This is a genomic window from Pseudoalteromonas sp. SCQQ13 (assembly GCF_015864415.1).
Classification (GTDB): Bacteria; Pseudomonadota; Gammaproteobacteria; order Enterobacterales; family Alteromonadaceae; genus Pseudoalteromonas; species Pseudoalteromonas nigrifaciens.
Window position 1 is genome coordinate 280,349 of the sequence record NZ_JADYXG010000001.1, and the last position, 24,685, is coordinate 305,033.

A 24,685-nucleotide genomic window follows, 5' to 3' on the forward strand; every position below is an offset into this window, starting at 1 on the left:
TTTTATAATTTAAGAACGTGCTTGTTCTATAAAGTGTGCTAAAGAATTCACCGAGGCAAAGTGCGCTTTTGTTTGCTCTGAATTGGCATCTATTTTCACATCAAATTGTTTTTTTATTGCCAAACCAAGTTCTAGTGCATCTATGCTATCGAGCCCTAAACCATCAACAAATAATGCTTCATCATCAGCAATGTCTGCAGTTGTCATATCTTCTAGATCAAGGCTGGATATAATTAATTGTTTAATTTGTACTTTTAATTCAGTCATAAATTGCTCAGTTCTTCTGTAAAATAATGTTGTAAGCTGTTAGTTAAATGCCGAGATTGTATAGCGGGTGTGTCACTAACATAAGGCAGGTTACTGTTAAACTGCTTGCTGGCCAGCTGCAAGCTAAAGTGCGCTTGATAAGGCGCTACTTTATACCAAGGTGTACCCTTGGTTAAGGTATTAGGCTGCATTTTTATTAATACTGTAGCGATTGGCACATTACATCTAAGTGCTATATTGGCCGCTCCTCGTTTAAACTTAAGTGCAGTATGGGGCTGTGAACGTGTGCCTTCAGGAAAAACTATTAAGTTATTTCCTTTGCTTATACTGCGCTCACATTCACGTAATAAACCTTCTGGATCTTCGTTACTTATATAACCAGTACTTTTAATTACACCGCGCATAAAGGGGTTTTTAAATAAATGGGCTTTTACTACGCAATCTGCATTTTTAATCACAGATATAAGCACAACCACATCAATTAAAGAGGGGTGATTGGCAAGTACTAATTTTCCGTTTAAATTAGCAAGCTGGGTTTTGTCTTTAATATTAAAACGAATAACGCCTGTGTAATGCATTAACCCAACAAAAAATTTAAAACAGTAATGTACTGTCGCTCTTGCTCTGTTTTTACGGGTGTTTACATCTGCTTCTAATACGTTTTGCAGCGGAAAAACCACTAATGTTAGTACTAAACCACCTATGCCAAACACGCTAAAACAAACACCGGTTGCAAGCACACGCCAACAAAGCCCTGTTATTCTTATAATGTGTTTAATCATGGTAGGTAAGTTGCCAATGATGAGCCAGTGTAGTGTGGGTTAATATCGCACTTTTTTTATCGTGTAGGGCTTTAGCAACTTGCAGGCTCATTGGTAAGTTACTATTTTTTGCAGCAGGGTTAAGTACTTTATTTAAACTAAAGCACGGCTCATTTGCTTGAGCAAGGCGCACTATCATAGCAATGGAATGAGTAATTTGTAGCTCGTCAGCAAATTGGTTATATATATCGGGGAGGATTTCATCGCTATGGACTACTAACATGTACGGCTCATTGCTATCAACAAGGCGAATGTAGGCCTCTACAATTGCACACATAAAACTCTCAGCCCCTGCTGCAATAGCATTCATTGCACTGGTATTACTTTTTATAATACTAAAAAGTCCGGCTGCGGCATTATGCACACTCAGGCCAAAACCTGTGGGCGATAATGGTTGCTGATTAACTATATCAACTAATAAATTGGCTGTTTTATGAAAGTCCCCGTGGCGCGATGAGAACACCGCCGATAAATTAGTATACTGATCAGCGCTACTTACTTGCTGAGCACTGTGTAATACCATTTTGCTAAAACGAGTCATACGCCGGCGTTGCATAGGTGCAACCCAATCAAGCGTTATAGGCGAGTTATCATACCAATGATCGCTTTCTATTTGTCGCTGTTCTGGCTGGATCCATGTAGCGAGTTGTTCAACAACAAATTTCACAAATATACATATTTAGTTAATGATAGGACGCAGGATCTTACATTTTTTAACAAAAAAAGTAAAATAAACAATAAAAAAAGCCAGCGCTGAATTTTCATTCAGCGCTGGCTAATAATTCTATGATATTAAAAAGAATTCTTGTTCATTTATGCAGCGAGCATGGCCACCAACAACATCACTTGCGCTTAGCTGATTAATCAACTTTTCACCTTGTTGTTGCTGTGCGTCGTTAAGGGGTAAGTAAGGTAATCTAAATACCGGTTTAACTGCCTCTGTCATCATGAGTGCAGTATTAATCGCAATTGGATTTGGCTCGCAAAACAACCAATTTATTAATGGTTGTAATGACGTATTTAGCGCAGCATTTGGCGCATCCATTAACTGGCGAAACAATTCTGGCATAAGATTAGAGCTGACCGAAATAACCCCATGAGCGCCATGAGTATGACGAGCATCGTGGCTTTCATCATCATTACCCGACCAACACGCTATGCCTTGCTTCTCATAATGAGCTATACGTTCGTTACCACCACACTCTTTAACACCAATAAAATGTTCGTGCTTTGCTAGTGGTTCAATAATATCAGGCGTTAAGTCTTGTCCTGTACGCCCCGCTACGTTGTAAATAAATGCAGGGCCAATATCAAGAACACGCTTTAAATGCTCTTTTACACCCGCAATAGAGGTGCGCCCATAGTAAGGGTTAATTTGCAACGCAGCATCCATACCACTGGCAAAACCATATTTAGTGGCTTTAATCGCTTCTCGGGTATTATTACTGCCCGTATTACCTACAATTACTAGCTTACTGCTAAACTTATTTACGCTATGCGCTATGAGCATTAAGTGCTCTTCCCAGTTCATTAACTGGCCTTCGCCGGTAGTGCCGCCTACAACGATACCGTCAACCCCAGCTGCTATTTGTAACTCAACAAGGCGATCGTATGTTGCAAGGTCAATTTCGCCACTCGATAAATAAGGTGTTTTAATTGCTGTAATAAGACTTGCTTGTTTAATTTGTTCTAGGCTGCGCATAAAAAATCATTCTTTATAAAACTTGCGCTATTTGTACCATATTTATGTGTGCTTTTGCAGCTGTAAACGCATATTTTGTAATAAAATGGCTTGTAATATTAAGTTTGATAATACAAAATGAACAACTGTATATATAAACAGTGTTTGTATTTTTAATATTAGGCGAGCTTTTATGCGTTTATCTCAGTACTTAACAACCCATTTTTATCATACCGACGAGCTATGCCAGGCACTCAATATTGATGCAGATAAGCTTGAGCATTGGCAACAGCAAAGTGTATTTCCTAAGCCTAGTTATTGTATTAAAAACCAACTAAGTTGCAGCTCATACTCGGGTTTGTACGAATGCGAAGAGTACGACGATTATTACCCACGAGGTTCTGTAAACTGGGGGCAAGGGCTGATAAAACAAAAAATCGATTCATCCAGCCAGGCATTTAATTACTTTGCCCAGCAATATACCGCCAGCTTAACCAAACTTGCTCAACAAGGGTTTGAATTTAACGAAGAACTATTTGGTTGCGAAATAGAAGAACATGTACAACAAGTATGGCAGCAATTTTTATGCAGCAAATATGGCGTGCTTACTCAAAATGGCTTAATAGACGAAATAGTGGCTGTTGATATAGGCCGCCTGGTGGTTGATGACATAACCGAATTACGCAGTAAAGCGGGGTTAGATCAAGATGAGCGTGCAAAACTGCACCCCGCTATAAAGTTACTCAACCGGGCTTTGAGCCATGGTGCCGATCACGAAAAACAACACACACTTAGAACCCGCTATATAGATACCCTTATTTTAAAATACGACTTATCGATAAAGTAATTATTAATGTACTACTACTTTAAGATTAACTCTGCCAATTTATAATTAACGAATATACGTATAGCGGCCAGTAGCTTAAGAAAATACAGCCTATAGAATTAGTGTTTGTTTGCGTTACAGCACCCTCAATACAAGTATTCCTATATAAAGTATGTAACAAAGTCAGATGATCAAAGTGCTATGCGTAAAACTAAACTTAAAATAAAGCTTGATATCCGCCAGAGGTTGCTGTTAAAGTACGTCGCATCGGGTTGATAGAAAGCCCTGTTTATTTGTAAGTACCACGTTGTTATTAGTAATAATCCTTCGCGCTATCCTCAGTTAAATATATGTTTTCTTACTCTTTATATTGCCTTATATAGGGCGCACTTTAATTTTTTAGGATACTACTATGTCTACAACAACTGGTTCAGTTAAATGGTTTAATGAAGCAAAAGGTTTTGGTTTTATTGAGCAAGAGTCTGGCCCTGATGTTTTTGCTCATTTTAGCGCAATTACTAGCGATGGCTTCAAAACATTAGCTGAAGGCCAACGTGTACAGTTTACTGTTACACAAGGTCAAAAAGGCCCGCAAGCTGAAAATATTGTTTGCATCTAAATTGTTTAATTTAATGGGTTAGTAATAACCCGTTAATGAATATTAGTTTGAAAGAAGTTCTGTTTATTTGTACGTACCACGTTGATATTAGTAATAATCCTTTGTGTTATCCTCAAGTTAAATATTTATTTTTTCCAGCTTAATCGCCTACTTTCAGGCACATTTTTTATTAATTTCTTAGGATACAATTATGTCTAATACAACTACTGGTACAGTAAAGTTTTTTAACGAAGCTAAAGGTTTTGGTTTTATCGAGCAAGAATCTGGCGCAGACGTTTTCGCACATTTCAGTGCAATCTCTGGCGACGGTTTCAAAACTCTAGCTGAAGGCCAACGTGTACAGTTTACTGTTACACAAGGTCAAAAAGGTCCACAAGCTGAAAACATCGTTTGTATCTAAGATGTTTAAGTTGATGGGTTATTTATAACCCATCTATTTATATAAGTTTGAAAGAAATACTGTTTATTTGTAAGTACCACGTTGATATTAGTAATAATCCTTCGCGTTATCCTCAAGTTAAATATAGGTTTTTTCCGGCTCAATCGCCTATTTTCAGGCACACTTTTATTAATTTTTAAGGATATTATTATGTCTAATACAACTACTGGTTCAGTAAAATGGTTTAACGAAGCAAAAGGTTTTGGTTTTATCGAGCAAGAATCTGGCGCAGACGTTTTTGCACATTTTAGCGCAATTTCTGGCGACGGTTTTAAAACTCTAGCTGAAGGCCAACGCGTACAGTTTACTGTTACACAAGGTCAAAAAGGCCCACAAGCTGAAAACATCGTAGCTATCTAAGCTGTTTTAGCTGATGCGTTTTTAAAGCGCACTAAAAACCCACTCATAGCTTGGCTATAAGTGGGTTTTTTGTTTTTCTATACTTATATAGCATTGTTATTTAGCTTTCATAGCAATAAATAAGATTATTATTAGGCTAGTTTTGATGTTCGTATTGCCCACGATACACTTCAAATACTTTTAGTACTGTATGCTGCTCTTTAGTTAGATTATCAAACCAGTGATCAAATAGATCATCGTTATCCTGTTCACTTAATGCCATATATTGGGCAAGTAACTCAATAATATCATTATGGGTGCAAGTTAAGGGGTTTACTTGTTGTGCTAAAACACTATGGTCGCGCTCTTTTAGAGTATCCATTACTCCTTGATCTATTTGTTGTTGTTTTTGTATTGCGTCGCTCATATGTTACCTCTGAGATCTACTGTTTATGCTATTTTTAACGAATGTAATTATAGTTATAACAGGCTAAACGCCAATAGCCAGCACTTTTGGTTTAACTGCTCATTTTTTGATTTGTTTGCATAAATAGCCAGCAATTATGGTTTTTAAATGCTTATTAAATAATTTTTTGAGTGGCTATAGATCCTGATGAATAAAATGATATAATATCACATAACGTAATGCTGTTATGAGAATTTCCCTATTTTATTTATTAATGAGGTATAAAATGAAAGTATTAAGCTCACTTAAAAGTGCTAAGCAGCGTGCAGGGTGTCAAGTTGTAAAACGTAAAGGACGCGTGTTTGTGATTTGTAAGGAGAACCCGCGCTTTAAAGCTGTTCAGGGTATGAAAAAGAAATAGCATTTAACCACTATCACTTTATAAAGCAGTCACTCAGTGTTGTGTGCAACACAGAGTGACTTTATTTAACTAGTTATTTAACTACCACTGAAAATTCAGGTACTGCCTGAATTACTTTTTTCACGGTACATGTATTTACCGCGGCAACCAGTGCTTTTTTATACTTATCAGGGAATCCATCTGGGAGTGTTATCTCAATAGAAAATAACTTTTTACCATCTTCATCCACATTTTCGTTATTTTGCTTAAGTGACATCCCTTGTGTCGAAATATCGCGTTGTTGGCAAAACTTTCTTGCATAAAAACCTGCACATAACACCATACTCACTAAAAAGTAATCAAACGGTTCTGGGTGCTCTGCGTTGCCACCTGCAGCCAAACTCTGATCGCTTATCACTTCATGATCGCCAAATTTAGCACTGAGCTTTTGGCCATCTAACATTGCAACTGAAATTTCCATCGAGGGTCCCTTATTTTCCAAATAGTAATTCAAAAAAGCCTGGAGGCTCATGTAACTCATGGTACTTTTTACGTAAATTATCTATATTTTTTAGTGGCTGTTTAGCCGCACTCAAACCTTGCAGGTTAGCAGCTTGTTTTGCAAGCTCAGCCTGAGCAATGACTTTATCAAGCCCTTGTAATGATTGCTCTGGTTCTTTATAAAACTTAGCTGTTTTACTTATTTCCACTAACGAGATGAATTCATTAATCGCAAGGTTAAACTCGTCAATATTAGTCGCTTGCACTGCTTGTTTATATGCAAGCCCCGTGTTTTTCATATTAATTTCAAGGTCAACTGGCGCGCTGGCAATTGAGACTGATGACGTGAGTAAAATAAAAACAAAATAAAAGTACTTCATGATAAACCTTTCAATTAAAAACTCCGTCGATTATACCAATAATACGCTAGTAAGTAACCGCAAATGAAAGTGTGTAATGTTTAGCCTTGTTCGCTGTGTAAAGCCCCTTTACACTTTAGATGCAAACTTAAAGAGTAAAGAGCGACTTTTTTGAGGAGCTTAGTAAACTCAACCTTGTTATAGCAAGCCACAGTTGCTGCTGACATAACATTTTAATTAATCAGCTTTAAACTCCAAGCAACTAATTTCACGTTGCTCGTTAAGTGTTACAAGGGCGTTTGCTGTTGATGCTAGTGTGTTTAAATTTTCTCGAGTGACACGCTCAAAATGAGCAATAAAGTATCTAAGTTGGGCGTCATTCATAGTGCCTGCACCTTGCCCTTTTAAGGCTATAAGCTTTTGCTCTTGCTCTTTTCGCCATGCAAATACGGCAGCAAAACTAGGGGCTTTAAGCATCACTAAATAATCAACTTTAGCAAAAATGTTTAAATATTCTGTTTTTAAACAATTGTTCACATAGTTACGCCAAACACCTTGGTTATCTGCATTTTGCTCTAACTCATTTAATGGTGCAGTTAATGCTGATGCCGATTGTGCCTTACTACCTACGCACCACCCTTCTAAAATAATAATATCGACAGCGGTATTATTACGCGGCCACTCGTTATGTGGTGCACTGTCATCTAAATGCTTATTAAAATGAGGTAGAGGCACACCACTGTGCCCTGCTAGTAACTGCTCAAGTGTGCTTTTCATTAAAGCTACATCGTGCGTGCCGGGTACGCCACGAGTGGCAAGTAACGGGTGTACATTTTTTGCAAGCTGCTGACGACGCTGCTTAGTGAGGTAAAAGTCATCGATAGAAAGCGCAATGCAATTAAACGAACTATTTTTTGCCAACCAAGTTACTAAAAAATCAGCCAAGGTGGTTTTACCCGAGCCTTGGCTGCCATTAATAGCAACAAATAACGGAGTATTGTTTTTTTTAGCGTGCAATATATTTTTTGCTACCGGAATAAAAAACTGTTCACACTGCTGTTGATAGCTTATTGGTAATTGATGTTTTGCTAAAAAATCACTGATATCCATATTTCTATTGCGCCTTTATTTTAGATAAAAAAATAGCGCATATATATGCGCTATTAGGTTAGTTTAACTTATCTATAAATTTAAGCTGCGGTTTTCTTCTCGGCTTTTGGTAACACTAAGTTTAGCACTATGCCTAATATGGCACATAAACTTACGCCTTCTAGGCTAAACTGACTACTGCCAATATGCATTCCACCAATACCACAAATCAAAATAAGCGCTACTATGCTTAAATTACGCGGTTCGCTTAAATCATCCCCAGATTTAACTAAAGTGTTTAATCCAATCACTGCAATTGAGCCAAACAATAAAATCATAATGCCGCCCATAACCGGCACTGGAATTGTTTGTAAACTTGCGCCCATTTTAGCTATAAAGGCTAAAGTAATGGCAATAATTGCAGTCCATATCATCACTTTTGGGTTAAAGTTTTTAGTCAGCATTACCGCACCGGTTACTTCTGAGTAAGTTGTGTTTGGCGGCCCACCAAACAATGATGCTGCTGAGGTAGCTAATCCGTCGCCAAATAGAGTGCGATGTAGCCCTGGTTTTTTCAAAAAATCTTTATTGGTAACTTGGCTAATCGCCATCATGTCGCCAATATGCTCAACAGCGGGAGCAATCGCCACCGGCACCATAAACAAAATGGCTTGCCATTTAAACTCAGGTAAAACAAAGTTAGGCACAGCTAACCACTGTGCATTGGTTACGGCGTCAAATTGCACCACGCCCATAGCAAGCGATAAACTATAACCAGCTATCACCCCTGCTAATATTGGAATAAGTTTAAATACACCCTTACCCCATACCGCTAATATAAGCGTAACCACTAAAGAAAATAATGAGATGTAAATAGCACTATCATAAGCAATAATTTGCGTGCTGCCGTCACCACTTTTGCCCATGGCCATGTTTACCGCAACCGGTGCTAAAGCTAGGCCAATAACCATAATAACCGGCCCGACTACTATTGGTGGTAATATTTTATGTAGCGTTTCAGTGCCTTTAAATTTAACTAAAAAGCTCAATAGCATATAAGCAAAACCAGCCGCCATTAAACCACCCATAGTGGCAGGTATGCCCCACATTTGTATTGAGGCAATAATCGGTGCAATAAAAGCAAACGATGACGCTAAAAATATGGGTACTTGGCCTTTAGTAACAAACTGAAATAACAGCGTACCTAAGCCCGCGGTAAAAAGAGCAACACTTGGATCAAGCCCTGTTAACAGCGGTACTAATACTAATGAGCCAAATGCTACAAACAACATTTGCGCACCAGTAAGTATCGTTTTTATTGAGAACATGGCATTGTTTTTCATCGTATCGTTTTGCACTGTTTTCACTTAAACCGTACCGAAAATTTTATCACCTGCATCACCTAAACCAGGCACAATATAGCCTTTATCGTTTAAGTGGCTGTCTACCGATGCAGTATATATTTCTACATCTGGATGGGCAGCTAATGTTTTTTCAACCCCTTCAGGAGCTGCAACTAATACAATTACCTTGATTTCTTTACAGCCTGCTTTTTTAAGCATATCAATAGTGGCAATCATAGTGCCGCCTGTTGCAAGCATAGGATCTATCACTAAGCTTAAACGCTCATTAATATTACTTACTAGCTTTTCAAAGTATGGAATTGGCTCTAATGTTTCTTCGTTTCGCTCAAGGCCTACAACACTTACTTTGGCAGCCGGCAATAACTGCATCACACCGTCCATCATGCCTAAGCCCGCACGTAAAATAGGCACTACAGTAATTTTTTTACCTTTAATATGCTGCACATTTAACTTTGTGCCATCCCAGCTGGTAATTTCGTTATCTTCTAACGGTAGGTTTTGAGTTGCTTCGTAGGTTAATAATGTACCTACTTCTGAGCACAATTCACGAAAGCTTTTAGTGCTAATTCCATGGGAGCGCATTAAGCCTAATTTATGTTGAACAAGGGGATGAGTTATAACGTGAATAGCCATATTAAAAAAACCTAGTGATAAAATTTGCGATATTTTATAGTAAAAAAGTGCATTTGGCCTGCAGTTTTCGTTAAGTTTTCACAATTGCTGCCAAATAACATTATTTTGCCTGATATTAAGGCAATATACCTAATTCAAGCGTTAATTAAATGTGTTTTTTTAACTCACTATTTACGTGAAGCAACATGTAACTGTTTATTTTTTTATGCTCTGGACTCCACCCTGCTAAAAAACGATAAAAATCGGCCCATGCAACACTCCATAAATTGCGCCAATCGTTAATCACTTTACTTACCTCTACCTTAGGATGATAAACGCCTAATGCTAACTTCAATTCGCTAAAATACCACTCTAAACAACTATCAGCATGCTGATGCAATTGTGTTTCGTTAAAGCAGCTTGTCATAAAATACATCACGTCTATAACCCCAACACCAGCACCTACATATTGAAAGTCGTACCCTAGCACGTGCTGCTGTTTGTTTATGGCAAAATTTGCCAGCTTGGCATCACCATGAATTACTGTTTTATATGCACTATTGCATAATGTCGTATTTAGCTTAGCTGCAACCTGCTTAATAGCTGATTGCTGGAGCTTTGTAAGCTCATCGGGACGCGTACTTAAATGCCAATAATTGCCCTGTGACCATAGCTTTTCAGCCGCGTGAGTAACAGCTTCAATTGTTAAATTAAACGCATGAAAATGCGCTAACCATTTAATAACCTCGCGATAGTCTTGAGGCAAAGCTTGTACATAGCCCTGCTGGGTAAAATCGTTAAACGCCAGCACATATTGCTGATCATTTTGGATTGCGGCTAAACAGCCAATAGCAGCAGCGTTATTAGGTAACTGCTGGCTGCAATCATTATAAAAGTAGTATTCAACATTATAAGATTTACGCTTACGATTAACAGCAAACGCCGTTTGTTTAATCTTTGGGTGATTTATAACCTCAGGAATATTCACCGCCTTTATAACACACGCCTGTCCGTCAAGCTCACAAGCCACTATGCTGCCACAACCACTCCACAAAGAAGTCAGCGTAGCCCCCACTTTTATCTGTTTAAACTGTTGCTGTAATAAAGAAAGGTAAAAAGCCATAGCCGCACTTAATATTAATAAATTTTAGTTAGTTTAACGCAAAGCGTTGTTATTATAAAAAGTGTTATTTAATAGTAAAAACTACTTAAGTGACAAAGAACAATTTTATTTATAAATTTATTTTCATTAACGTTAGCTATTACCTCTATTCATCTTTAAATCAAAAAACAGAAAACAATTAGCAGCATTGCTCAATACACGCTCACATACCGCTCACAATTAGTATGATAAGTATCCCAACCACACCACCATTGCAAATAACTCAATAAATACAATAACTTAATATTAGACACTTGCTTTTGTATGCGCTATTCTCTCGCCGATTTCATCTCTATAACATCATACATGCTGCTTACTTGGTGTAACGGGCTAAATTTTTTAGTCGTTAAAACCTGAATATGCTTTATGAGAATTATCTTTAAATCGTATTTTTAAAATATCAAAATAGGAAAAATAATGAAAAAAACATTCCAGGGAACTTTGCTGCTATCTTCTTTATTACTAGGCTCTTTTGTACAAGCGAATGAGCTAGAACCAGTACCTCAAAAACATTGGAGTATTGGAGCGGGTGCTTACGCGTTCACATTAGCCAATGACAATAGCTCAAGCGAAGATTTGGATTTTAGTGGTTTTAATATAGCTGCTGGTTATGCTGTTAATAATCACTTTCAAATTAGAACTACCTACTTCTCATTAGAAAATGACGATTTTTCAGCGATAGAAAGTGATGGATTCGACCTAATGGCTTACGGGGGTGTGGGTTTGTCTAAAAAAGGCTTTAGGGGCTATGGCGGTGCTGGTTTCTTTTCAGATAAGTGGAGTGCCTTGGGTGAAAATGAGACTATGTCAGGCTTTCAACTTGGTGGCGGCTTAGGCTACAACTGGGGCCCTGCGGCTTTAGATTTTGTTTTAACTCTACGCCAAGCTGATGAATATGAAGATTTTATGTACCGCACAGGCACCTACGTTGCTGTATCGGGTAACTTAACTATTTCTTATTTATTTTAAATAGCTCCTCATTAAGTTACAAAAAGCCCCTCAATTAACTTTTGGGGCTTTCTTTAAAAACGTAAAAAGCGCCCAAACTACAGGCGCTTACATTGTTGAATTTATTTACACCGGGTGATTACTGGTTTACAACACTTTTAAGTGGGTTAACCGGTTGTGCGTTGTCGTCAAGTAAGTTCATATCAAAATCGAACTCATCTACACGAATCGCTTTTTCGCGCTTAGTGTTGTAATCAATAAGCTGAGTATGTTCAGCCGCTGTAATTACATTAGCCGCAAGTGCGTTATCAAGTGTGATTGAAAAACGAATACCCGCTTTAATTGTTTTAGCACGCAGTGCTTTTTTAACTTTAGCCAACTCACCAAGCGATGCCATTTTAGCTTTGTACGCTTGCTCGTTAATATAATGTCCATCACCTTTAACTGGCTTAACTAAATGCGTAATTTGCGCTTTAAAGGCCGTATCTAGCTGAGCTTGCTTAGCTAGTTCACGAATTAAGTCGTCGCTAATTTTTGGCATTTTAGTTGAGTAATTCATGGTAATAAAACGCATGAACTTACGCGTGCCACTTGCAGGGAAGTTATCTAAAAACTTGTGCAGCGCTTCTTCAGCACTTTGTAGTGCAAAGCGAGTTGCATAATGAAAATACGGTGCTGCTTGCTCACGTTCACTACTTGATACTTTTTGCTCGTAGTATTTAATTGATGCCATTGCTGCGTATAAAAAGCTCATTACATCACCTAAACGTGCCGACAACATTTCTGCTTGCTTAAGCTTACCGCCAAGTACAAGTAGCGAGAAATCTGCATATACAGCTAATTTAGCTGACAGTTTATGTGCTGCTTTTTCGTATTCACGTACTTCTGGTAACGTTGAGCTTGCACCCGCTGTAAATGGTAATACACCCAAGCGGAACGCACGTAAGCTGTTTGCTACGCTGTAACTTACTGTTTTACGTAAAATACGGTTAAATTCTTTATCTGCATTTTTATCTTCGCTATGAATTGATTCAACCATAGATTGTAAGTATGGATGACAACGCATTACACCTTGACCAAAGATCATCAGGTTACGAGTAAGAATATTCGCGCCCTCTACCGTAATGGCAATTGGCTGTGCTACATAACCGCTTGCTAGCGTGTTTTGTGGGCCATTTTGAATTGCTTTACCCGCTTGAATATCCATTGCAGAGTCGAGTACATCACGGCCCAACTCAGTCATGTGGTATTTAGCAATTGCAGTTACTACCGATGGTTTTAAGCCCATGCCTAAGCCTTCAGTTGTAAGCACTCGCATTGCTTCTTGTAGGTATGTTTTACCTGCAATATCGGCAAGCTTTTCTTGAATACCTTCAAACTGGCCTATTGCTAAACCAAATTGCTCGCGCACAGCAGCGTACTCAGACGCTGATTTAAATGCAACTTGCGCCGTACTTACACCCAGTGCTGGTAATGAAATACCACGCCCTGCGCCTAAACAACTAACTAGCATTTGCCAACCGCGACCAATGTTTTTCTGGCCACCAATGATAAAGTCCATAGGTACAAATACTTTGTTACCACGCGTAGTACCGTTATAAAAACGAATATTCATAGGATCATGGCGATTACCTAACTCTACACCCGGGTGCTCTTTAGGAATAAGCGCACAGGTAATACCTAGGTTTTCTTTGCCGCCAAGCAAACCATCAGGGTCAACAACTTTAAATGCTAAGCCTAATACAGTCGCAATAGGCGCCAGTGTAATGTAACGCTTGTCCCACGTAATTTCTAAACCTAGTACTTCTTCGCCGTTGTACATGCCTTTAGTAACTGTACCTAAATCTGGAATGCCACCTGCGTCAGAACCCGCTTCTGGGCTAGTTAATGCAAAACATGGAATGTCTGTACCATTTGCTAAACGTGGTAGGTAGTGTGCTTGTTGCTCTTGCGTACCAAAATGCAGTAATAGCTCACCTGGGCCTAACGAGTTAGGTACCATTACTGTTACCGCTACTGCAGAGCTTTTAGTGGCAATAGTGGCTACAATTGTTGAGTTAGCGTATGGGCTGAACTCTAAACCGCCAAACGATTTAGGAATGATCAGCGAGAAGAAACGCTCTTTCTTTAAAAAGTCTAAAATGTAATCCGGTAAATGAATGCCATTTTGAATTTCGGTGTCATCAATCATACCCAACAAGTCTTGCAGTGGGCCATCAATAAAGGCTTTTTCGTCTGCGCTTAATACTGCAGCTGGCACGGCGCGTAGTGCACTAAAGTCAGGTTTACCTTGATAGATAGACCCTTCTAACCATACATCGCCGGCGTCTAGCGCTTCTTGTTCAGTAATTGAAATACTTGGTAATACTTTTTTTAATTTTGTACGTAAACTCATGATTGAACTCATCCGACCAGATAATAATAACTACATTACGTCATAAAAATTCGATTAGATCAATTACTCTATGCAAATAATTAACAGTTTTTTCAATTTATTTTCTTTACGTGAACGTAAACTGTTTAAACACAAGGGCTTACGGCTATGCGCTGAAAAACATTATTTTTCTTCATTTGGCTAATTAAACAACAAAACTTAGCTAAATCACGCCTTAAAAATAAAGCGACTTTAAACGGGCATAAAAAAACGCAGCATAATTATATGCTGCGTTAATTAGTATCCGCTCAATTATAAAATTAACTAAGTGCTTATTTTAACCACTTGTTTGCCGGTAAAACCGCCGTCTAATTGTTTATGTAGTGCTGCTGATACTGCTTGTGCGTTAAAGTCGACAGCTGTAATTTCGGGTGTTTTAATGTCACCACTCAAAGCACCTTCTATTAATAAGTTACCCATAAAACTTAAACGTTGCTGGGCACATAAACTATTTGCCAACCAAGCACCTCCTAAGGATACAACACCAATATTGGGTGCTCGACGATACATTAGCTCTTGTTCAAAATGTGGCAATGGGTTTAAACAAGCAATTCGCCCACAAAAACGCATTAGTTCTATATTGCGTATTGTAGAGGCGCCACCAACGGTGTCTATTACCGCATCAAAGCCTTGTGGGCCAAGCTCTCGGCGAATTTTTTCGCATAAGTCTTTATCCTGGTAAGCAAATACCACATCGGCGCCTAATTGTTTCACCAATTTATGATTACGCTTAGCTGCTGTGGTAAATACGTCGGCACCGCGCTGCTTTGCAAACTGAATGGCAAACTGCCCTACAGCCCCTGCGCCACCGTCAATTAATACGGTATCGCCCTCGGTAATATTAATTTTATCTAGGCTTATGAGTGCAGCCATACCGGCACAAGGTAAAGTAGCCGCCATATCGCCTGCAAGCTCAGCAGGAACAACCGATACAGCATAGTTAGCTACTTTGGTATATTCACTCAACGCCCCTTGATCGCCAATACTGGCATGCCACATTACACGCGTGCCAACGCCCGGGAAAACACCTTTACCAGCCTTTACCACTACGCCAACGGCATCAAGCCCTAAAATATGTGGATATTGCCACTTACAAAAACCCGATTTAGCAAACAAGCCATCAACTGGGTTTAAGCCAACATATTCAACTTTAATAAGCAGCTCGTTGTCTGCACACTCAGGAACAGCGTACTCAACATCGGCTAAACAAATTTTTTCATTAGGCTCAGGCAATACAATTGCTCGCATAGTCTGCGGTAGCGTGTATTGCGGTGAAATATCAGTATCAGACATCAAAAAACTCTACTGGTTAGTATTATTTAACGCATAACTCCATCGCCCGTTAAATGATTGGTAAGCATTTACTTTAGCGAGCAGTGATGAAATCGTTGAATCAACAGCATTTTCTTGAGCTATTAGAACATCCCGACGCGCATCTAACAACTCTAAGTAAGGAATTTGCCCTTCTTCGTACATTGCTTGCGCTTGTAAAAATGCATTATTAGCAAACTGATAACGCTGCTCAGCAAAGCTCTTTTGCTGAGCTTGGTTGACCAACAATTGCAAAGAAAGTTCACTTTCGCTCAGCGCTTGGAGTATCACTTGTTGATAATCGCTATAAGCCGCTTGAGTTAAAAGTTGCTGTGCATCGCGCTGCGCTATGAGTGCCGGGTAGCTCAGTATTGACCACTGAATTTGCGGAGCCACCTGCCATTGCTGCTGTGTATCACTAAAGCTATTACTACCAATACTAAGCACGCCTGCAAAACCACTTAAGCTTATATCTGGTAATAACGCTTTACTTGCAGCAACACTTAAACTATTTGCTTGGCTAAATGCATAAAGTGCTTGGCTAATATCGGGCCTAAGTGCGATAGATTCATTAGCATCATTTAACGATACGGTAAATTTATGCTCTAAAATGGCTTGCTCATTAGTGAGTTTAACATTTTGTGCTAGTTGTCCGCTAAGCACAGCCAGTGTAGATAAATCGCGATACTTAGCGTATTCAATTGCCGGCATTAGTGCTTGTTGTTGCTTAAGTTGTGCCATAGTACGATTTAAATCAAGCTCGTTTGCTACGCCTTCATCAACCTGGGCTTGAAGTACCGCAATACTTTGCTCTAGTGCGTCTATTTGCAACGTAACAATGTGCTGCTTTTGTACATTACCTTGATAGCTCACAAAGCCTTTAACAACCGACGAAACCACTTCAATTTGCAATAAACGCACTTGCTCGGCTTGGCTCATGGCCGATGCATTCGCTGCATCAACCAATGCCGTAATACGACCAAATAAATCGAGCTGCCAATTAAGTGCTAAATTAGCACTCGATTGACGACTGTTAGTATCGCCTAAACCACTGCGCTGCGCGCCAATTTCTACCCCGCCTTGCGGTAAATACTGCGCTTGTTGCTCACCTAAGCGCGCCAAGGCGCTTTTAAGTACTAACTGACTGGTTTGTAAGTTGTGGTTATTGGCTAATGCGTCTGTAACCAACTGATTTAACTGAGCTGATTCTAGCTTTTGCCACCAGTTTGTCTCATCAATATTATTAAGCTCGCTGGCTATATTGGCACTAGCTATAAACTCACTAACCACGTTTTGCTCGCTGGCAGCGTCAATTTTAGCGGCGCAACCCGATAACATAGCAGCAATTAATATAGCGCTTGTGGTAAGCGACGTTTTAAGGTTTTTTTGCACTAATTTAATCATGTGATACCTGCTGTGCTTTTTGCTTTTTATTGGCTACTAACATATAAAATACCGGGGTAAATAATAAGCCGAATACGGTTACTCCTATCATGCCTGCAAATACAGCATTACCCATAGCGTGGCGCATCTCGGCTCCCGCACCCGTTGCTAATACTAATGGTACAACGCCCGCGGTAAAGGCTATTGAGGTCATTAATATGGGGCGTAAGCGCATTCGACATGCCGCTAACATGGCATCTAAATGTGATAAACCGGTTTCGTGTTGATCTTTGGCAAATTCCACCATAAGTATCGCGTTTTTAGAGGCCAAAGCCACCAGCACAATTAATGCAATTTGCGTAAATATGTTATTGTCTGAGCCCACAAACCACACCCCAATTAGCGCCGAAAATATGGTCATAGGTACAATCATTATAATTGCCAGTGGTAAACGTAGGCTTTCGTATTGTGCAGCCAGCACCATAAATACCAGCAGTACCACTAACGGAAATACATACACCATAGTATTACCCGCAAGTACTTGCTGATAGGTTACTTCGGTCCACTCGTATTCAATACCTGAAGGTAGCGTATCGGCAAGTACTTTTTCAATCGCAACTTGCGCTTGGTCTGAGCTATAACCTGGCGCTGGGCTGCCATTAAGTTCTGCACTTGGGTAGCCGTTGTAATGCATTACTCTGTCTGGGCCTATGGTAGGAGTTACCGTTAACACTGATCCTAATGGCACCATATTACCCGCACGATTTCGTACTTTTAAATGCAATATTTGTTCTGGATCAACGCGATAATCGGCGTCAGCTTGCGCATTGACTTGGTAAGTACGGCCAAATAAGTTGAAGTCGTTTACATACACTGAGCCTAAATATATCTGTAGCGCATTAAACACTTCATCCAGTGGTATGCCTTGAATAAGCGCTTGTTCACGGTCTATATCTATATCCATTTGTGGTACTTGAATACGAAAACTTGAGTACAGGCCAACTAATGCAGGGTCTTGTTGCGCTTTGGCTATTACCGCCTGTAGGCTATTAAATAATGCTTCAAAGCCTTTGTTTGCTCTATCTTCAATTTGTAATTTAAAGCCACCTGTGGTGCCTAAACCTTGAATAGGCGGCGGCGGAAATACCGCTACAAATGCTTCGTCAATTGCTGCAAAGCGCTGATTAAGTTGCGCTGCAATTGCCATGGCAGATAGGCTAGGATCAGTCCGCTCACTAAAAGGAGCTAAGGGCGTAAATACAATACCGCTGTTAGGGCTGTTGGTAAAACCGTTAACCGATAACCCCGGAAAGGCAACCGTATGGGCAACGCCGGGCACTTCTAGCGCTATTTGTTGCATTTGTTTAATAACCGCTTCGGTACGATCTAGGCTCGCAGCATCAGGGAGCTGTGCAATCGCCACTAAATACTGTTTATCTTGCTGAGGAATAAAGCCACCGGGTACAGAGTCAAATAACTTAATAGTACCGCCCACTAAAGCAACGTAAGCAACCATGACCACCACGCTCATGCGGATCAGCTTTTGTACCAGTTTTTCGTAGCCTTTAGCGCCACGATTAAACACGCGATTAAAGGGTGCAAATAACCAACGGCCAAATAGTTTATTTAACAACCGCGTAAAAGCGTCTGGCTTTGCGTCATGGGGTTTTAATAATAATGCAGCGAGTGCTGGGGATAAAGTCAGCGAGTTAAAAGCTGAAATAATAGTAGAAATAGTAATGGTTAAGGCAAATTGCTTATAAAACTGCCCAGACAACCCGGTAATAAATGCTGTAGGAATAAATACCGCACTAAGTACCAAGGCAATTGCAATAATAGGGCCGGTTACTTCACTCATGGCAACGCGGGTTGCTTCAAGTGGCGACAGACCTTTTTCAATATTACGCTCAACGTTTTCTACCACTACTATGGCATCATCTACCACAATACCTATGGCCAATACTAAACCAAACAGCGACAAGGTATTAATAGACACTCCCAGCAACTGCATCACTGCAAAAGTACCAATGAGTGAAACAGGCACCGCAATCAATGGAATTATAGATGCACGCCATGTTTGTAAAAATACAATCACCACAATAACAACCAATGCGATTGCTTCTAGCAAGGTAGTAATTACCGCATCGATAGAGCCGCGTACAAATACTGTAGGGTCGTACACTATGTCGTATTCAACACCGGTAGGAAAGTCTTTCGCTAAACGCGCCATGGTTTCGCGTACTTGATCAGAGAGCTCAATTGCATTAGAACCCGGGCGTTGGAATATTGGCATAGCCAGTGCTGGTTGATTATCAAGCTCAGCGCGCAGTGCATAAGTGTCTTGCCCTAAATCTACACGAGCTATATCAGATAAACGGGTTAACTGCCCTTGCTCACCTACTTTAATAATAACTTGTTCAAATTCTTCAATACTGTTTAAACGACCTTTAACATTTAACAATATTTGAAACTGGCTGTCGTTCGAAATTGGCTGAGCGCCTAAGCTACCCGCAGCAACCTGCTGGTTTTGTGAGCGCAGTGCACTTACTACATCCGATGCGGTTAACTCGCGCGATGCTAAAGCATCGGGATTAAGCCACACACGCATAGAGTATTTACCGCCACCAAACAGGCGAATATCACCTACGCCCGATAAGCGTGCAATTTCATCTTTAATATTTAAATCGGCATAATTTGATAGATACGCCGTATCGTGGGTGTTTTCAGGAGAATATAAATGCACCACCATGGTTAAGTCGGGCGATGACTTTTCGGCTACCACGCCTAAGCGCTGTACTTCTTGTGGTAAACGCGGCAATGCGCTATTTACTCGGTTTTGTACTTGTACTTGTGCTCGGTCTAAATCGGTGCCAAGCGCAAACGTCACCGTTAAGGTCATACGACCATCACTAGTGGCTTGTGAAAACATATACAACATGTTTTCGGTGCCATTAATTTCTTGCTCTAATGGCGTTGCTACCGTTTGTGCAATAACGGTTGGGTTTGCCCCCGGGTAACTGGCTGTTACCACTACGGTAGGTGGAACAACTTCTGGGTATTCACTTACTGGCAGTTGAAATAATGAAATTCCCCCTGCTATTAAAATGATTAACGACAACATCGCCGCAAATATTGGGCGCTGGATAAAAAAGTGCGAAAACTTCATCAATAAACCTTATTGTTTAGCGACTAACTGGTTGTTGCTATTACCTAAAGTAAATGCAATTCCACTGGTATCAATAGTGACGGTATTAGGAGAAATTGGCATACCAGGTCCGACGCGAGCGGGGCCATTTACAGCAATCACATCACCCTCTGTAAGGCCTGCAGTAATCGCGCGTAATGAGCCATAACGCTCTCCAACGGTTACTAATTTATATTGCAGAATATTGTTTTCGCCGACCGTAAGTACAAAGCGATTTTTTAAATCTGTACCTATTGCTCTATCTGGCACTATCACTGTTTCAGTAATTGCATTAGCGGCTAACTTAATACGCGCAAACGAACCTGCACGTAACTGCCCGCTATTATCTGCAAACACTGCTCGCACGCGTAAAGTACCCGTAGCGGCGTTAATTTGGTTGTCAATAAAGTTGATGTAACCTGAATAAGCAAAATCATCTTGACCTACCTTTTGCATTACCACAGGTTGGCGACTTGCTGCACTAACATCATTAAACGATGAATTCCAAGTGCGCTCGTCTATATCAAAATAAGCGTACATTTTTTCATTTGAAACAATCGACGTTAATACGCTTTGCCCCGCTAAAATATTATTACCTTTAGTAATATTAGCGCGCGAAATAATGCCATCTATAGGCGATACAACTGAGGTAAATTCTAAATCAAGCTGCGCCGATGTTAACTGTGCTTGTAGCGCCGCTAGTTGCGCTTCGCGTTGGCGCAGTGTTGAAGTGCGTGCTTGTGCTTGCTCAGTTGAAATAGCTTTACGCTGCGTTAAGCGTACCGCACGGGTTGCTTCACTGCTTGCTTGTTCAAGCGCTGCTTTTGCACTGTTAACTTGCGCCTCAAGGCTGGCAACCTTGGCTGTAAATGAACGGTTATCTAATTGAAATAACACGTCGCCCTTATTTACCAAGTCGCCTTCGTTAAACTCGATGCTGTCGATAACACCCGATACTCGTGGCATTAAAGCAACTTCTTGAGGCGATTCTAAGCGAGTTGTGTAGGTGTGCCAGCTTTGTACCGGTTTAACAATAACCTTGGCAACATCTATTGGCTGATGTTGCGCTGTTGGAGCCGACTGAGCCGTGCTTTCATCGGCACAACTTGTAAGTGTTAAGGATGCTGTAGCCAGTGCTACAGCAATTAAATGTTTGTTCATTACGACGCTCCTTTATAATTAGCGTTGCATGGTACGGAACAATCGTGCTGACAAAAATAATAGATTTCTAAATTCATTAATGCCAAAATGGCATCAATAAACTCTTTTTGGTAATATTATGGATACAACTAGTCGACTTTTAATGTTACTTGAAGTGGTTGAACAAGGCTCATTTGCCAAAGCAGCTGAAATACGTAATATTGACCGCTCCGTTATATCAAAACAAATTAGCCGTTTAGAAGATGAGCTTGGCGTGAGGTTGTTAAACAGAACAACACGTTCTTTTTCGCTTACTGCAGCGGGCGCCGAAATGATAAAAAAAGCAGCCGACCTTAGAGAGCTGCTAGGTGAAACCCTGCGCATGGCCGAAAACTATCACCAAGAGCCGCGTGGATTATTAAAAATAACAGCGTCAACCATTATTGGTCGCCGTTATTTACAACCTGTTATTAATGATTTTCAAAAACGCTTTCCACAAGTAGAAGTAGAATTACGTTTAGATGACCGCTTGGTCGATATAGTATCTGAAGGGTTTGATTTAGCATTTAGAATTGGCGAGCCAAAAGATTCATCGCTCATTGCGCGTAAAATTGCCCGTAATCGTTTATTAATATTAGCAACACCTGAATTTGTAAAAACCTATGGCATGCCTAAAACTATGAGCGATCTGGCTCAATTACCGGCGGCAAGCTATAAAAGCAATGCATTTAGAGTGGATGCAATAAATTACTATAACGATAAAGGTGAGGCTTGCGAGCAAAAAATAAGGAGTGTGTTTCGGGCTAACGACGCTGAAGTATTGCTAATGAAAACACTCTCTGGCACCAGTTACTTTTTGGCGCCTGCATTTTTACTCGATAACGAAGTTATTGATGGCGAGTTAGTGCCATTACTTACCAATATAAAAATAATGGACCACAGTGCTATGTATGCGTTATATCCGCATCGCGACTTACCGGTCAGAACGCGACTATTTTTTGATGCTGTGCGCGAGTATTTAGGCAAAGATAAACCGATTTGGGAAAACAGTATCCCAAATTTTGATCACATGTATTAATCGTTATATAAGCGCTGTTTTGTCACTTTTAACCGCTGGATAATAAACGCTATTGCGCCCTAAATCTTTGGCTTTATAAAGCTGTTTATCGGCTGCTTTAAGCAATTCATTGAGTGATTGTTGGGGTTTATAATTTGCAACGCCAATACTTGCTGTTAGGTTTATTTTATAGTTATCAACGTTTATGTATTTATTTTCCAGTGCAGCTCTTACTTTTTCGGCAACAGCAAGCGCTGCATGCTCACTATTAAACGAGCTTATAAGTGCAAACTCCTCGCCCCCGACCCTAAAAACATAACCTTTAGCAAAAGTAACTTTTAATAGCGTGGCTACTTCTATCAATACTTTATCGCCCACATCGTGGCCGTATTTATCATTTATTTGCTTAAAATAATCTAAATCAACTAAAAACAAGTAAAGCTGGGCACGCTCACGTAACTCAACCGAAAAATAATGATTCATTGCCAAACGATTACCCGCTCCGGTCAGAGGATCAAGCATGGCAAGGTTTTTAAGTCTTTTTGAAAACTGCGAGCGGCTACTTTCAAATGTATGTGAAATAGCCCAAATAACAATATAAGCAAATAATATATTTAAACATAAATTAAGAGAAGTAAAAGGAGCTAACGAGGATTTATTAATTAATACAATACTTTGCAAGCTGAGCAAAACAATGGAAAAAATAAATCCATAGTTTTTTCCTAGTAATAAATAATACAAAGTAGGCAGCACAAACGCCCAAACAAACACCCCATTACTAGGTGCGGCTATATAAGCTCCAAAAACCACAATAAAAGAAATAAAGGCACACATAACAACAGACTGCCAAACTTGCACCGGGTGTTTACCCAAACGAAAATAAATGCAAAAACAATACAGCGAAAAAACAACTTCAAAATAACCAAGCACACTTAAATTATTCACAGTAAGATTAAAACCTGCAAATACCAACGCCAAGCAACCAAAGCATAAGCTGACCCATTTGAGAACATTTTTCCTTAAAAACTCTGTACTATTAAGTGCTGCTATATCCATTTATGAAACTTGATAAAAAATAAAAAATTAGTTTAACGTGAAACATAAATATAACAAAATAGTTTACCTACAATAGCAGCCCTGCTGGTAAATAATTATATAAAAATTCGTTACTGTACTGCGTAAAAAACCTAATCAGCAATAAGATCGTCCACCGTCTCTATCAACTCAGCAAAGTGCTTATTTACGTGGCGGCGTTGTTTATCCGATAAAGTACTATTTAAACTAACAAGCAAATTTACATGAGCCATTAAATTAGCTTGGTTTTTGGCCGCTAATTCTTCACTAATAAAATATTCACGATCGGTAATTATAATGCTCATTTGCTGCTCAACATTACGCAACTCATAATTAAAAGCCTGTTGCAGTGCGTTTAACCTATTTTGCTTATAACGCTGCCAAAGCACAAAGGTATTAATATGCTGCTCGTTAGCTACTGTTATAAGCTGTGTTTGCTGCTTAGTTAATTTCCCTAACCAATCTTTATAATAACTAAGCTGCTCTTTTAGGCGCTCTTCGCTAAGTTGTTGCGTCGTTTGCTCTTGATACTGTTTTAACTCGTCAGCTAAGTTAGCTTGTATGTTAGTTACAAGCTCTTGTTGTTGCTTGGTACTGAGTGTTTTAGCCAATTCTATTAAAGGCGCTTTAACCTGTACTAATAAATTGCTCCAATGCAATTTAGCTACAGTAACCTGCTGTGTTAAATCGCTGATATTAAACTCACTATTAAATGTTTTTTGTAACTTGATAAGATCTTGCTTGTACTTAGGCAGCTCTACCTGACGATGCCAATTACGGGTTTGTTTAATTATAATTTTAAGCTGTTTTGCTTGGCTACTGTTTAGGTCTATGTAGTCATCTACCCAAAATGATGATAGCCAAGGTAAATTGTTATAAGCAAAAGAAGTAGAGCAGCTAGCTAAAAGTACAAAGCTGATGACTACCATTGCATGTATTATTTTTTTTGTATTTATTTTAATTAACATAACTCTCCTGCGCACACACAAACTTGATAATAGTTTTTATTTGCATTTGACTTTAATTTAAATCTAACTGATAATCACTCGCACAAGTTAAATGTACCGACCTCAGTGCCCAAGGATGAACTTTAAGCACGGATGCTGTTATTTTATTTAAGCACGTAATACTTATGTAGCTCAGGTTTTAATAAACAAAGTTTAGCTTACATCTTCATTTTTCATATTAGTGACGGTTGATATGACCCAAAAGCCCGAAAGGGCTTTTTTTACTGCTTTAAATTTTTTGTAATATCTGTATCTTACACTG

25 protein-coding genes are annotated in these 24,685 nt (G+C 39.5%); 7 read left to right on the forward strand and 18 right to left on the reverse strand.

Annotation, left to right across the window (positions count from 1 at the left end):
- Positions 1-9: 9 nt before the first annotated feature.
- From I6F41_RS01190 to dapA, 4 genes are all read right to left on the reverse strand, one after another.
- Positions 10-267: a phosphopantetheine-binding protein gene (locus tag I6F41_RS01190; protein ID WP_011330019.1), complete on the reverse strand. Its 258-nt coding sequence runs from the start codon at positions 265-267 to the stop codon at positions 10-12.
- Positions 264-1,049, reverse strand: a complete 786-nt coding sequence (locus tag I6F41_RS01195) for a lysophospholipid acyltransferase family protein (protein ID WP_192532288.1) — start codon at positions 1,047-1,049, stop codon at positions 264-266. The genes I6F41_RS01190 and I6F41_RS01195 overlap by 4 nt, the downstream gene beginning before the upstream one ends.
- On the reverse strand, positions 1,042-1,755 hold the full coding sequence (locus I6F41_RS01200; protein ID WP_197107573.1) for a beta-ketoacyl synthase chain length factor: 714 nt from the start codon (positions 1,753-1,755) through the stop codon (positions 1,042-1,044). Before I6F41_RS01200 ends, I6F41_RS01195 begins: the two co-directional genes overlap by 8 nt.
- A gap of 117 nt (positions 1,756-1,872) precedes the next feature.
- Positions 1,873-2,790: a 4-hydroxy-tetrahydrodipicolinate synthase gene (gene dapA / locus I6F41_RS01205; RefSeq protein WP_011330016.1), complete on the reverse strand. Its 918-nt coding sequence runs from the start codon at positions 2,788-2,790 to the stop codon at positions 1,873-1,875.
- A gap of 172 nt (positions 2,791-2,962) precedes the next feature.
- Here dapA and I6F41_RS01210 point away from each other — a divergent pair, with 172 nt between their 5' ends.
- From I6F41_RS01210 to I6F41_RS01225, 4 genes are all read left to right on the forward strand, one after another.
- Positions 2,963-3,616 (forward strand): DUF6058 family natural product biosynthesis protein, encoded by a 654-nt coding sequence (locus tag I6F41_RS01210; RefSeq protein ID WP_197107574.1) that lies wholly within the window; start codon positions 2,963-2,965, stop codon positions 3,614-3,616.
- Between the two features lie 391 nt (positions 3,617-4,007).
- Entirely contained in the window at positions 4,008-4,214 is a 207-nt protein-coding gene (locus I6F41_RS01215; RefSeq protein WP_011330013.1) for a cold-shock protein, read from the forward strand.
- A 190-nt stretch (positions 4,215-4,404) separates the two neighbouring features.
- Positions 4,405-4,614 carry a cold-shock protein gene (locus I6F41_RS01220; RefSeq protein WP_011329603.1) on the forward strand — a complete coding sequence of 70 codons (210 nt, stop codon included), beginning with the start codon at positions 4,405-4,407 and terminating at the stop codon, positions 4,612-4,614.
- A gap of 189 nt (positions 4,615-4,803) precedes the next feature.
- Positions 4,804-5,013 carry a cold-shock protein gene (locus I6F41_RS01225; RefSeq protein WP_011330012.1) on the forward strand — a complete coding sequence of 70 codons (210 nt, stop codon included), beginning with the start codon at positions 4,804-4,806 and terminating at the stop codon, positions 5,011-5,013.
- A 136-nt stretch (positions 5,014-5,149) separates the two neighbouring features.
- On the opposite strand, the gene I6F41_RS01230 is transcribed toward I6F41_RS01225, so the two are convergent.
- Complete coding sequence (locus I6F41_RS01230) at positions 5,150-5,419, reverse strand: hypothetical protein (RefSeq protein ID WP_011330011.1); 270 nt, start codon at positions 5,417-5,419, stop codon at positions 5,150-5,152.
- Between the two features lie 265 nt (positions 5,420-5,684).
- Between I6F41_RS01230 and ykgO the strand changes: the two genes are divergently transcribed.
- The gene (gene ykgO, locus I6F41_RS01235) at positions 5,685-5,819 is read left to right on the forward strand and encodes a type B 50S ribosomal protein L36 (RefSeq protein WP_011330010.1); all 135 of its coding nucleotides are present in this window, start codon (positions 5,685-5,687) and stop codon (positions 5,817-5,819) included.
- Between the two features lie 73 nt (positions 5,820-5,892).
- On the opposite strand, the gene I6F41_RS01240 is transcribed toward ykgO, so the two are convergent.
- From I6F41_RS01240 to I6F41_RS01265, 6 genes are all read right to left on the reverse strand, one after another.
- The gene (locus I6F41_RS01240; protein ID WP_011330009.1) at positions 5,893-6,279 is read right to left on the reverse strand and encodes an OsmC family protein; all 387 of its coding nucleotides are present in this window, start codon (positions 6,277-6,279) and stop codon (positions 5,893-5,895) included.
- 10 nt (positions 6,280-6,289) lie between these two features.
- Entirely contained in the window at positions 6,290-6,679 is a 390-nt protein-coding gene (locus I6F41_RS01245) for a cytochrome b562 (protein ID WP_011330008.1), read from the reverse strand.
- A 216-nt stretch (positions 6,680-6,895) separates the two neighbouring features.
- Complete coding sequence (locus tag I6F41_RS01250; RefSeq protein ID WP_197107575.1) at positions 6,896-7,768, reverse strand: kinase; 873 nt, start codon at positions 7,766-7,768, stop codon at positions 6,896-6,898.
- Between the two features lie 80 nt (positions 7,769-7,848).
- The gene (locus tag I6F41_RS01255; RefSeq protein WP_041454985.1) at positions 7,849-9,090 is read right to left on the reverse strand and encodes a uracil-xanthine permease family protein; all 1,242 of its coding nucleotides are present in this window, start codon (positions 9,088-9,090) and stop codon (positions 7,849-7,851) included.
- Between the two features lie 24 nt (positions 9,091-9,114).
- Positions 9,115-9,744: a uracil phosphoribosyltransferase gene (gene upp / locus I6F41_RS01260; protein ID WP_011330005.1), complete on the reverse strand. Its 630-nt coding sequence runs from the start codon at positions 9,742-9,744 to the stop codon at positions 9,115-9,117.
- 145 nt (positions 9,745-9,889) lie between these two features.
- Entirely contained in the window at positions 9,890-10,846 is a 957-nt protein-coding gene (locus tag I6F41_RS01265; RefSeq protein WP_197107576.1) for a phosphotransferase, read from the reverse strand.
- A gap of 456 nt (positions 10,847-11,302) precedes the next feature.
- Here I6F41_RS01265 and I6F41_RS01270 point away from each other — a divergent pair, with 456 nt between their 5' ends.
- A complete protein-coding gene (locus tag I6F41_RS01270) occupies positions 11,303-11,854 on the forward strand; it encodes an outer membrane beta-barrel protein (RefSeq protein ID WP_011330003.1) in 552 nt (183 codons plus the stop codon).
- Between the two features lie 118 nt (positions 11,855-11,972).
- Here the strand turns inward: I6F41_RS01270 and I6F41_RS01275 are convergent, their stop codons facing one another.
- The 5 genes from I6F41_RS01275 to I6F41_RS01295 all read right to left on the reverse strand — a co-directional run bounded on the left by I6F41_RS01275 (position 11,973) and on the right by I6F41_RS01295 (position 21,306).
- Positions 11,973-14,228, reverse strand: coding sequence for an acyl-CoA dehydrogenase (locus I6F41_RS01275; RefSeq protein WP_011330002.1), 2,256 nt, complete (start codon positions 14,226-14,228; stop codon positions 11,973-11,975).
- Positions 14,229-14,531: 303 nt separating this feature from the next.
- Positions 14,532-15,560, reverse strand: coding sequence for a zinc-binding dehydrogenase (locus I6F41_RS01280; protein ID WP_011330001.1), 1,029 nt, complete (start codon positions 15,558-15,560; stop codon positions 14,532-14,534).
- Positions 15,561-15,569: 9 nt separating this feature from the next.
- On the reverse strand, positions 15,570-16,982 hold the full coding sequence (locus tag I6F41_RS01285) for a TolC family protein (RefSeq protein WP_197107577.1): 1,413 nt from the start codon (positions 16,980-16,982) through the stop codon (positions 15,570-15,572).
- On the reverse strand, positions 16,975-20,127 hold the full coding sequence (locus I6F41_RS01290) for an efflux RND transporter permease subunit (RefSeq protein ID WP_089369231.1): 3,153 nt from the start codon (positions 20,125-20,127) through the stop codon (positions 16,975-16,977). The genes I6F41_RS01285 and I6F41_RS01290 overlap by 8 nt, the downstream gene beginning before the upstream one ends.
- A gap of 9 nt (positions 20,128-20,136) precedes the next feature.
- Positions 20,137-21,306, reverse strand: coding sequence for an efflux RND transporter periplasmic adaptor subunit (locus I6F41_RS01295; RefSeq protein ID WP_193038588.1), 1,170 nt, complete (start codon positions 21,304-21,306; stop codon positions 20,137-20,139).
- Positions 21,307-21,424: 118 nt separating this feature from the next.
- On the opposite strand from I6F41_RS01295, the gene I6F41_RS01300 reads away from it, so the two are divergent.
- Positions 21,425-22,363, forward strand: coding sequence for a LysR family transcriptional regulator (locus tag I6F41_RS01300; RefSeq protein ID WP_011329997.1), 939 nt, complete (start codon positions 21,425-21,427; stop codon positions 22,361-22,363).
- Positions 22,364-22,366: 3 nt separating this feature from the next.
- On the opposite strand, the gene I6F41_RS01305 is transcribed toward I6F41_RS01300, so the two are convergent.
- Complete coding sequence (locus tag I6F41_RS01305) at positions 22,367-23,398, reverse strand: GGDEF domain-containing protein (RefSeq protein WP_192532311.1); 1,032 nt, start codon at positions 23,396-23,398, stop codon at positions 22,367-22,369.
- A gap of 131 nt (positions 23,399-23,529) precedes the next feature.
- Positions 23,530-24,384 (reverse strand): DUF6279 family lipoprotein, encoded by an 855-nt coding sequence (locus I6F41_RS01310; protein ID WP_197107578.1) that lies wholly within the window; start codon positions 24,382-24,384, stop codon positions 23,530-23,532.
- Between the last annotated feature and the right edge of the window lie 301 nt (positions 24,385-24,685).

Bases quoted from the DNA above. Each gene is read 5' to 3' on its own strand.
- I6F41_RS01190 (WP_011330019.1), bottom strand. From the start codon at position 267: ATGACTGAATTAAAAGTACAAATTAAACAATTAATTATATCCAGCCTT.
- I6F41_RS01195 (WP_192532288.1), bottom strand. From the start codon at position 1,049: ATGATTAAACACATTATAAGAATAACAGGGCTTTGTTGGCGTGTGCTT.
- dapA (WP_011330016.1), bottom strand. From the start codon at position 2,790: ATGCGCAGCCTAGAACAAATTAAACAAGCAAGTCTTATTACAGCAATT.
- I6F41_RS01210 (WP_197107574.1), top strand. From the start codon at position 2,963: ATGCGTTTATCTCAGTACTTAACAACCCATTTTTATCATACCGACGAG.
- I6F41_RS01215 (WP_011330013.1), top strand. From the start codon at position 4,008: ATGTCTACAACAACTGGTTCAGTTAAATGGTTTAATGAAGCAAAAGGT.
- I6F41_RS01220 (WP_011329603.1), top strand. From the start codon at position 4,405: ATGTCTAATACAACTACTGGTACAGTAAAGTTTTTTAACGAAGCTAAA.
- I6F41_RS01225 (WP_011330012.1), top strand. From the start codon at position 4,804: ATGTCTAATACAACTACTGGTTCAGTAAAATGGTTTAACGAAGCAAAA.
- I6F41_RS01230 (WP_011330011.1), bottom strand. From the start codon at position 5,419: ATGAGCGACGCAATACAAAAACAACAACAAATAGATCAAGGAGTAATG.
- ykgO (WP_011330010.1), top strand. From the start codon at position 5,685: ATGAAAGTATTAAGCTCACTTAAAAGTGCTAAGCAGCGTGCAGGGTGT.
- I6F41_RS01240 (WP_011330009.1), bottom strand. From the start codon at position 6,279: ATGGAAATTTCAGTTGCAATGTTAGATGGCCAAAAGCTCAGTGCTAAA.
- I6F41_RS01245 (WP_011330008.1), bottom strand. From the start codon at position 6,679: ATGAAGTACTTTTATTTTGTTTTTATTTTACTCACGTCATCAGTCTCA.
- I6F41_RS01250 (WP_197107575.1), bottom strand. From the start codon at position 7,768: ATGGATATCAGTGATTTTTTAGCAAAACATCAATTACCAATAAGCTAT.
- I6F41_RS01255 (WP_041454985.1), bottom strand. From the start codon at position 9,090: ATGAAAAACAATGCCATGTTCTCAATAAAAACGATACTTACTGGTGCG.
- upp (WP_011330005.1), bottom strand. From the start codon at position 9,744: ATGGCTATTCACGTTATAACTCATCCCCTTGTTCAACATAAATTAGGC.
- I6F41_RS01265 (WP_197107576.1), bottom strand. From the start codon at position 10,846: ATGGCTTTTTACCTTTCTTTATTACAGCAACAGTTTAAACAGATAAAA.
- I6F41_RS01270 (WP_011330003.1), top strand. From the start codon at position 11,303: ATGAAAAAAACATTCCAGGGAACTTTGCTGCTATCTTCTTTATTACTA.
- I6F41_RS01275 (WP_011330002.1), bottom strand. From the start codon at position 14,228: ATGAGTTTACGTACAAAATTAAAAAAAGTATTACCAAGTATTTCAATT.
- I6F41_RS01280 (WP_011330001.1), bottom strand. From the start codon at position 15,560: ATGTCTGATACTGATATTTCACCGCAATACACGCTACCGCAGACTATG.
- I6F41_RS01285 (WP_197107577.1), bottom strand. From the start codon at position 16,982: ATGATTAAATTAGTGCAAAAAAACCTTAAAACGTCGCTTACCACAAGC.
- I6F41_RS01290 (WP_089369231.1), bottom strand. From the start codon at position 20,127: ATGAAGTTTTCGCACTTTTTTATCCAGCGCCCAATATTTGCGGCGATG.
- I6F41_RS01295 (WP_193038588.1), bottom strand. From the start codon at position 21,306: ATGAACAAACATTTAATTGCTGTAGCACTGGCTACAGCATCCTTAACA.
- I6F41_RS01300 (WP_011329997.1), top strand. From the start codon at position 21,425: ATGGATACAACTAGTCGACTTTTAATGTTACTTGAAGTGGTTGAACAA.
- I6F41_RS01305 (WP_192532311.1), bottom strand. From the start codon at position 23,398: ATGGATATAGCAGCACTTAATAGTACAGAGTTTTTAAGGAAAAATGTT.
- I6F41_RS01310 (WP_197107578.1), bottom strand. From the start codon at position 24,384: ATGTTAATTAAAATAAATACAAAAAAAATAATACATGCAATGGTAGTC.